Raw genomic sequence first — 7471 nt, 5'->3', positions numbered from 1 at the left:
GAGCCACACGGGGGTGACTTGGTCTCCGGGGGGCGGGGCGTCGTCGGTGCGGAGCCAGTGCACTTGGGTGCGTCCGGCTGCGCCGTGTTCGGCCAGTAGGGACTGGAGGCTGTCCCAAGTTGAGGTGTGCGGGCTGGGGCCGCGCCAGCGGGTGCTTACTGTGCCGTCGGGCCACTGCACGCCCTCCGCGAGCGTGCCGGTCCCCCGCGTGTGGCGCACCAGGCGGAACAAGCGCGGGTGGGGCTGCGGCGTGGTCACCTCTGAAGGCTCGCCCAGTGCCTGGTGTTTACAACAGGTGTGTGCTGTGGGCTGTGTGAACAGCCCACTTGTCCTTGCCTGCAAGGCTTCTGGCAGCGTTTTGTCGGCGTGGGCTTGTACTGTCGCAGCACATGAGCTTGGAGCACGAACGGGGGTGGTCCTGTGGCAGAGGCAGCGTTCGGTGCGCACTTGCGGCAGTGCAGGCAGGCGGTCGGCTTGAGTCTGCGGCAGCTTGCTACGCGGGTCGGCTACGACCACAGCTACTTGTCGCAGGTGGAGCGCGGCCAGCGACCTGGGTCTGCCGAGTTGGCGAGGCTCTGCGACCGTGAACTCGGCACCGGCAACGAGCTGAGCACCGCCTTCGATCACAAGCCTCGATCTATGCGCCCAGCCGACCCCGTGCAGTCCTTCGGGCCGGCGAACGCCCTGGAGGCGGCCTGGCACCAACTCGTCACGGCGTTCGGGAGTGACTGGGCGCCTTCTGCGCTCGAGAACTTCCAGAGCGTTCCGCCGGCTCAACTGCTGCCAGAGCTAATCACGGATCTCCGGCTGCTGCAGACGACGGGGTCAACCGAGTCTGCTGTCGAAGCGGCGGAGCTGTGCGTGTTGACTGCACAGACCTTGACCGCTCTCGGGCAAGGAAGCAGTGCGCAGCGTTGGTGGCAGGCTGCCCGGACTGCTGCGGACCTCTCGGCTGAGTCGGCGGTGCGCAGTGCGGTGCGTGCACAGCAAATCATCTGCGGGCTGGCCGAGCGGCGGCCGGTGGCAGAGTTGCTGCGAACAGCGCAGGAAGCGTTGGCGATCACGAGTGTTGCGCCGGCGCACGCTGCTCACGCTTTGGTGCTGGCGGAGCTGGGGCAACACGAGCAGGCTCATCGGGCGTTGCAAGACTTCATCGGAGTCGCTGAGGGTTTGCCGTCGACAGGTCCGTCGCACGGGCCGCTGGGCGACTGGGCGCCGTACGAGGTGCACCGCGTCGAGGGCCGGGTGTGCGCGAGCCTGAGGTACGGCGCGGCTGGGTGTGTGCTGCTGGCTCGAGCGCTCGAGCTGTGCCCCAACAACTGGCTCGGTGAACGGGCAAGGCTGCAAATGGAATTGGCAGAGTGCCTGGTGGTGGACGGAGACGTAGCCGCAGGAGTTGCGCTGGCTCTGCGCGTCCTGGTTGAGCTGCCGGACGAGTGGCATACCTATTACTTGTACGACGATGCCGCTCGGGTGCTGAGCGCCGTACGCGCTCGACAGCCCGGGATGGTAGCGACGCTGCAGGAGCTTCTCGCACGTACGCCGTACCTGAAGGGCCGCAGTGTGGGCACTGGGTCGAGGGGGGTCGGGAGTGAGGGGTAACGTGCCGGGAGTGACGACGACTGACGCGTGGGACTTCTCGGTTGAGCTGCGGAGTGAGCCGGCCAGTGCGGAGGTGCGCACGGCTGTGTTGGCCAACCCGGCGTTCGGGAAGACGTTCACCGACCACATGGTGGTTGCGAACTGGACGGTCGAGCGTGGGTGGCACGACGCCCGCGTGACCGCGTTCGCACCGCTCACGGTGAGCCCGGCGGCCGCCGTACTGCACTACTCGCAGGAGATTTTCGAGGGGCTCAAGGCCTACCGGCACGGAGACGGGTCGGTGTGGGCGTTCCGCCCCGATCGCAACGCGGCCCGGTTCACCGCGAGCGCTGCGCGGCTCGCCCTGCCGCAGGTGCCCGAAGACGCGTTCGTTTCCGCACTGCGCGCGCTGGTGACGGTCGACGAGCCGTGGGTGCCGTCCTCCGACAGTGACGAGACCAGTCTGTATCTACGGCCTTACATGATCGCCACCGAAGCCGCCCTGAGCGTTCGGCCGGCGCACGAGGTCCTGTTCGGCGTCATCGCCTCGCCCGCCGGCCCGTACTTCGACACCGGGCCGAAGCCGGTGTCGATCTGGCTGACCACGTCGACCATCCGCGCGACGCCGGGTGGGACCGGCGCGGCCAAGTGTGGTGGCAACTACGCCGCCAGCCTGGCCGGCCTGGCCGAAGCCGTCGCGAACAACTGCGAGCAGGTCGCGTTCGTCGATGCGGTCGAGCACAAGTGGCTCGAGGAGATCGGCAGCATGAACCTGTTCTTCGTCTACGCCGACGGCCGGATCGTCACGCCGGGGTTGTCCGGCTCGATCCTCGAAGGCGTCACCAGGGCGTCGGTGGTCGACCTGGCCGCCGACCTCGGTCACAAGGTGGAGGAGCGCCGGGTGTCCGCCGACGAGTGGAAGGACGGCATGCGCAGCGGTGAGATCACCGAGGTGTTCGCGTCCGGCACCGCCGCCGTGATCACCCCGATCGGCCGGCTCGCCTGGCCGGACGGCGACCTGACCATCGGCGACCACTCGGTCGACCACGGCGTCGGGCCGGTGACCAAGTCGGTCCGGTCGACCCTGCTCGACCTCCAGTACGGCCGCATCCCCGACCACCGCGGCTGGCTGACCCGGCTGGCGTAGTTCCTGCCGGTTGTCCCTGCCGCCGGTTAAGTTGGGTTCATGGCTGAGTCCAAGGCGGGGAAGTCCAAGACTCCGGCGATCGAGCTGGAGGTGGGTGAGCGCACGGTGCGGATCTCCAACCCGGACCGGGTGTACTTCCCGGCGCGCGGGGAGACCAAGCTGGATCTGGTCAAGTACTACCTGTCCGTCGGCGATGGGATCCTGCGGGCGCTGCGGGAGCGGCCGTGCATGCTCCATCGGTTCCCGGAAGGCGTGTCCGGCGAGAAGGTGCACCAGAAGCGGCTGCCGCACGGGGCGCCGCCGTGGATGGAGACCGTGCGGGTGAAATTCCCGCGCTACAACCGTACGGCGGACGAGCTGTGCGTGACCGAGGTCGCGCACGTGGCATGGGCGGTGCAGATGTCGACGGTCGAGTTCCACCCATGGAACTCCCGCCGCGCCGACACCGAGAAGCCGGACGAGTGGCGGATCGACCTGGACCCGATGCCCGACTGTCCGTTCGACCGGGTCCGCCGGGTCGCGTACGTCGTCCACGAAGTGCTCGATGAGCTCGGAGCCGTGGGCTATCCGAAGACGTCCGGCGGTTCGGGCATCCACGTCTATGTCCGGATCAAGCCGGAGCACGGGTTCTCCGACGTACGACGCGCCGCGCTGGCGTTCGCGCGGGAGGTCGAGCGGCGCGCACCGGACGACGTGACGACGACCTGGTGGCGCAAGGACCGCGACCCGAAGAAGGTGTTCGTGGACTTCAACCAGAACGCCAGGGACCACACGATCGCGGCCGCCTACTCGGTCCGTGGGAATTCCGAGGGCACCGTGTCGACGCCGATCCGCTGGGACGAGATCGACGACGTCGACCCGAGTGCGTTCACGATCGAGACCGTCCCGGCCCGGTTCGCCGAGCTCGGCGACCTGCACGCAACGATCGACGACGACGTCTACACCCTCGACACCCTGTTGGAATGGGCCGAACGGGACGAACGGGAAGGCGCCGAGGAGCCGCCTCCACCCGACGAGTAGCCGTCCGCGGAGGGGCCACGAGATCCGGATCCGCCTCGAGGGACCGCCCTAGGCGATCTGCTCCTGGATCTTGAACTGGAGGCCGTCGGCGGCGGCCAGGTAGACGTCCTGGTCGACCAGATTGCCGTCGAGGCGCATGAGGCCTCGAGGGCTGTCGTAGAAGTGGCCGGTGGGGAGGGGCGCTGAGACCGTGATGCATCCGCTCACCTCGCCGAGACGGGCCAGAAAACGGATCGCTTCGTAGCAGGATTCGCCGACGGCGTTCAGGGCCGGGGCGTACCGGCCGAAGCGGGTGTAATACTGCTGGGCGAAGTCGCTGCTCTCGACTGTTCGCAGGCCGTCGAAGTACGCCGCGGCCGCGTACACGCCTTCATTGGCTGCGGGGCCGGCCCCGAGGAGGGTGTTCTCCTCGATGGCGGGGCTGAGGCGAACGAGCTCGTCGCTCAGCCCGCGCCGGGCGAACTGGCGATTGAAGTGGACGGCATCCTGGCCCATCAGGAGCATGATCACACCGTCGGCGTCGGCTGCCTCCAGCCCGTCGAGCACGGCCCGGAAGTCGGCGGTGCCCAGCGGGACATATGCCGACTTGACGATCTCGGATCTCGTCCCCTGCAAGCCTTCCCGAGCCACCGATCCGGTCACTCGCGGGTACACGTAATCGTTGCCTACGACAACCCATCGGCGGGCGCCGTGGTGTTCACGGAGCCAGTGGGCTGCCGGGAGCAACTGGTTCACCGGACGCTCGCCGAGCATGAAGACACCGGGAGTGTCGTCGCTGCCCTCGTGCATCGCCGCGAACGCGTACACGACGCGGCCGCGGATGCGCCGGGTCAGGGCGACGCGGACGGCGGAGATGTGCCAGCCGGCGACCGCGTCGACCCGGCCGGTGTCGACCAGGCGGCCGACGTCTTCGGCGACAACCTCGGGTGCTCGGCCGGCGTCGACCTGGACGAGTTCGATCTTGCGCCCGGCGATTCCGTTGCGCGCGTTCAGTTGCTCGACGGCGAGCTGACCGCAGGCGAGACAGGACGGCCCGTAGATGCCGGTCGGTCCCTGCAACGGCACAACGAATGCGATGGACACCACGTCGGATCGCCGCAAGAGCACCTCCTCAGTCAGCCGTACCACTCCGGTCAAGCGTCGTACGTCGGGCTCGGCGGCGCAGCCGTCGTACTACGTGCTGAGACGACGGCCTGCTCAGTGTGACCCGAGTGGAGGCGGTTCTCCGAACGCTGGGCTATATTCCCAGCAGCCATCACTCGGGAGGAGCGCGGATGCCATCCAGTCTGCTCCTGCTGCTCAAGCAGACCGAGCGCCGGATCGAGCTCGGTCTGCAGCCGCTGCTCGACGAGTTCGGGATGTCCATCGAGCAGTGGCGGGTAATGTCCGCGCTGCACGATGAGCCCGGTCAGCCCATGTCGGCGCTCGCCGAGGCCGCCGTACTCCCGGCCGCCACTCTGACCCGGCACGTCGACAAGCTGGTCGAACGCGGTCTGGTCCTGCGCCGCGTCCATCCGGACGACAGGCGCCGCGTCGTCACCGCCCTCTCCCCCGTCGGCGGTACGGTCGCCGAGCGCATCGCAGCCGCGCAGCGCGACCTCGAGACCGATCTTGCGGATCACTTCCGGATGGAAATACACGAACGTAGCGGATCGGCAACACGGAGGTAACACGCCGTTCCTAGGTTCCTTCCATTCGGGTGCATCCCGGTCGGCAGCGTCGCCGGCTCGCCGAAGCACCCGCCGCCCGAAGGTGCCGCAGGAGTTCCGCATGACCGTTGAACCCTCGATCGACCACCGCGCCAACCCTGAACCACCGCCTCAAACCACCGCGACGCGTGAGACGCTGGAGGACTACACTCTCCGCTTCGCGCCGCGCAGCTACCGCAAGTGGTCGACCGGCGTCGTCGCCGTCTCGGCCCTCGGCGGGATCGCCTATCTGGCCGACTTCGCGATCGGCGCGAACATCGGCATCTCGTACGGGACCACGAACGCCCTCTGGGGTATCGCGATCTTCGCGGTGGTGATCTTCGCGACCGGCCTGCCCGTCGCGTACTACGCCGCGCGCTACAACATCGACCTCGACCTGATCACCCGTGGCAGCGGATTCGGGTACTACGGCTCGGTCGTGACGAACGTGATCTTCGCGTCGTTCACGTTCATCTTCTTCGCGCTCGAAGGCTCGATCATGGCGCAGGGTCTCGAACTCGGGCTGCACATCCCGTTGTGGCTCGGCTATGCGGTGTCCACGCTGGTGATCTTTCCGCTGGTGATCTACGGCATGAAAGTGCTGTCCACGTTGCAGGTCTGGACGACACCGCTGTGGCTGATCCTGATGGTGCTCCCGTTCCTGTATCTGGTCGTCTCGCACCCGGATTCGGTGTCGACGTTCTTCGACTACCGCGGTGAGAACGACGAGGGCACGAACGTCGGTTCGATGTTGCTCGCGGCCGGTGTGTGCCTCTCACTGATCGCGCAGATCGCCGAGCAGATCGACTATCTGCGCTTCATGCCGCCGAAGACTCCGGAGAACTCACGCCGCTGGTGGACGGCGATGCTGCTGGCCGGGCCGGGTTGGGTGATCTTCGGAGCGATCAAGCAGGTGATCGGCTTGTTCCTCGCGGTCTACCTCATCGCGAACGTCGCCGGCGGTGCTTCGGTCGCCAATGAGCCGGTGCACCAGTTCCTGGAGATCTACCAGGGGTTCCTGCCGGGCTGGCTCGCGATGGCGCTGGCCGTCGTACTGGTCGTGATCAGCCAGGTGAAGATCAACGTGACCAACGCGTACTCCGGTTCGCTCGCGTGGACGAACTCGTACACGCGACTCACCCGGCACTATCCTGGCCGGCTCGTCTTCCTCGCCTTCAACCTGGTGATCGCGCTGGTGCTGATGGAGGCGAACATGTTCGACTTCCTCAACACCATTCTCGGTTTCTACGCGAACTGCGGAATGGCGTGGATCGTGGTCGTTGCCGCGGACATCGTCTTCAACAAGTACCTGCTCAAGCTGTCACCCAAGGAGCCGGAGTTCCGCCGGGGCATGCTGTACGCCGTCAACCCGGTCGGCTTCGTCTCGATGGCCGCGGCCGCCGGGGTCTCGATCCTGGTGTTCTTCGGTGGACTCGGCGACACGATCAAGCCGTACTCGCCGCTGGTCGCGATCGGGCTCGCGGTCGTCCTGCCGCCCATCCTGGCGGTCCTCACTCGCGGCAAGTACTACCTCCGCCGTACCGACGACGGACTCGACCTGCCGATGTTCGACGAGCACGGCAACCCGTCGGGCGCCGTACTGACGTGCCACGTGTGCCGCCAGGAGTACGAGCGACCGGACATGACCGCGTGCCAGACGCACGACGCGGTCGTGTGCTCGCTCTGCCTCAGCACCGACAAGGTGGCCGACCACGTCCTTCCGGCCGCGCCGTGAACTTCACCCCGTCCGAGACCGAGAAGCTGCTGCTCTCCGTGGCCGGCATGGTCGCCCGCGACCGGCTGGCCCGGGGAGTCCGGCTCAACCACCCCGAAGCGGTCGCGCTGCTGAGCACCTGGGTGATCGAGCGCGCCCGCGAAGGTGCCCGCGTCGCCGACCTGATGGAACGCGGCCGCACGGTCCTCACCCGCGACGACGTCATGCCCGGAGTCGCCGAACTCCTCACCGACGTCCAGATCGAAGCCACCTTCCCCGACGGCCGCAAACTCGTCACCGTCCACGACCCGATCATTTGAA

7 protein-coding genes are annotated in these 7471 nt (G+C 67.4%); 6 read left to right on the top strand and 1 reads right to left on the bottom strand.

Annotation, left to right across the window (positions count from 1 at the left end; all coding sequences use genetic code 11):
* Positions 1-420 precede the first annotated feature (420 nt).
* Genes E1218_RS20775 through ligD form a run of 3 tightly spaced genes read left to right on the top strand, consistent with a single transcriptional unit; the run spans position 421 to position 3748 of the window.
* Positions 421-1602 carry a helix-turn-helix domain-containing protein gene (locus tag E1218_RS20775; protein ID WP_132322622.1) on the top strand — a complete coding sequence of 394 codons (1182 nt, stop codon included), beginning with the start codon at positions 421-423 and terminating at the stop codon, positions 1600-1602.
* Positions 1603-1612: 10 nt separating this feature from the next.
* Complete coding sequence (locus E1218_RS20770; protein WP_233712353.1) at positions 1613-2728, top strand: branched-chain amino acid aminotransferase; 1116 nt, start codon at positions 1613-1615, stop codon at positions 2726-2728.
* Positions 2729-2767: 39 nt separating this feature from the next.
* The gene (gene ligD, locus E1218_RS20765; RefSeq protein ID WP_132322618.1) at positions 2768-3748 is read left to right on the top strand and encodes a non-homologous end-joining DNA ligase; all 981 of its coding nucleotides are present in this window, start codon (positions 2768-2770) and stop codon (positions 3746-3748) included.
* 48 nt (positions 3749-3796) lie between these two features.
* Here ligD and E1218_RS20760 read toward each other — a convergent pair whose 3' ends face one another.
* A complete protein-coding gene (locus tag E1218_RS20760) occupies positions 3797-4849 on the bottom strand; it encodes a substrate-binding domain-containing protein (protein ID WP_233712352.1) in 1053 nt (350 codons plus the stop codon).
* Between the two features lie 173 nt (positions 4850-5022).
* Here E1218_RS20760 and E1218_RS20755 point away from each other — a divergent pair, with 173 nt between their 5' ends.
* The 3 genes from E1218_RS20755 (at position 5023) to E1218_RS20745 (ending at position 7470) form a co-directional block, all read left to right on the top strand.
* Entirely contained in the window at positions 5023-5418 is a 396-nt protein-coding gene (locus E1218_RS20755) for a MarR family winged helix-turn-helix transcriptional regulator (protein WP_132322616.1), read from the top strand.
* A gap of 100 nt (positions 5419-5518) precedes the next feature.
* Entirely contained in the window at positions 5519-7171 is a 1653-nt protein-coding gene (locus tag E1218_RS20750) for a purine-cytosine permease family protein (RefSeq protein WP_132322614.1), read from the top strand.
* The gene (locus E1218_RS20745; RefSeq protein ID WP_132322612.1) at positions 7168-7470 is read left to right on the top strand and encodes an urease subunit gamma; all 303 of its coding nucleotides are present in this window, start codon (positions 7168-7170) and stop codon (positions 7468-7470) included. Before E1218_RS20750 ends, E1218_RS20745 begins: the two co-directional genes overlap by 4 nt.
* Position 7471 lies beyond the last annotated feature (1 nt).

The organism is Kribbella turkmenica (assembly GCF_004348725.1).
GTDB lineage: Bacteria > Actinomycetota > Actinomycetes > Propionibacteriales > Kribbellaceae > Kribbella > Kribbella turkmenica.
This window is presented reverse-complemented; position numbering and strand designations above follow the sequence as displayed.

Bases quoted from the DNA above. Each gene is read 5' to 3' on its own strand.
- E1218_RS20750 (WP_132322614.1), top strand. From the start codon at position 5,519: ATGACCGTTGAACCCTCGATCGACCACCGCGCCAACCCTGAACCACCG.
- E1218_RS20755 (WP_132322616.1), top strand. From the start codon at position 5,023: ATGCCATCCAGTCTGCTCCTGCTGCTCAAGCAGACCGAGCGCCGGATC.
- ligD (WP_132322618.1), top strand. From the start codon at position 2,768: ATGGCTGAGTCCAAGGCGGGGAAGTCCAAGACTCCGGCGATCGAGCTG.